The sequence below is a fragment of the Tsukamurella conjunctivitidis genome, from assembly GCF_007858475.1.
GTDB classification, from domain to species: domain Bacteria; phylum Actinomycetota; class Actinomycetes; order Mycobacteriales; family Mycobacteriaceae; genus Tsukamurella; species Tsukamurella conjunctivitidis.
This window is the reverse complement of sequence record NZ_VIGX01000183.1, coordinates 1-598: the sequence shown is the minus strand read 5'-3', so window position 1 is coordinate 598 and position 598 is coordinate 1. Positions and strand designations below refer to the sequence as shown.

The 598-nt window shown below is 75.1% G+C and carries 1 pseudogene; it reads right to left on the bottom strand.

From position 1 onward, the window contains the following. A pseudogene (locus FK530_RS26475) lies at positions 1-567 on the bottom strand (hypothetical protein); the annotation flags it as partial. Positions 568-598: the final 31 nt, after the last annotated feature.

Here is a 598-nt window from a genome sequence, read left to right as displayed (position 1 = left end):
AGACCGGCTCCCAGCGTCGGAGTGGCCGGCAGCGTCGGAGCTGCCGGGGGGAACCGGGGCCCCGGGTGCTCGCCGGACCATGTCATCCGGGGCCCCGGCTGCCCGGGTCGCTCCGTCGTGCTCCTGCTCGCGTGGCGCCACACCCAGGGCCTCCGTCGGCATGTCATCGCCCCCGGATGCGCGTCCGGGCGTCCTGGAACCTGCGGCGCCTCCGGTGGAGGATCCCGACTCGGCCGGACCCGGGTGAGCTCCCCGGGTGGTGGCAGGCGCCTCGTCGCCACCCGCCGTCGCGTCGACGCCCGACCCTGCGCCTCTCCCACCGGGGTCCTCGCCATTGCCGGCGGCCCGTCTCTGCTCGACCCGGGAGCGCAACTCCTGCGCCTGCGTGCCCGTCCAGGACCGCAGACGGGCGACGGTGTACGGGTGGGTCGCCAGCGCCAGGACCTGTGCGACCACGACGACCTCCAGGACCACCATGGCCGTGGCCCACAGGACCCGGGGTCCCAGCACCGACATGCGACCCGAGCCGAGGCACAGGGTCGAGGAGGCGAACCATGCGCCCAGCACCAGTGCCGTTGCTCCCGCGCAGGCTGCACCT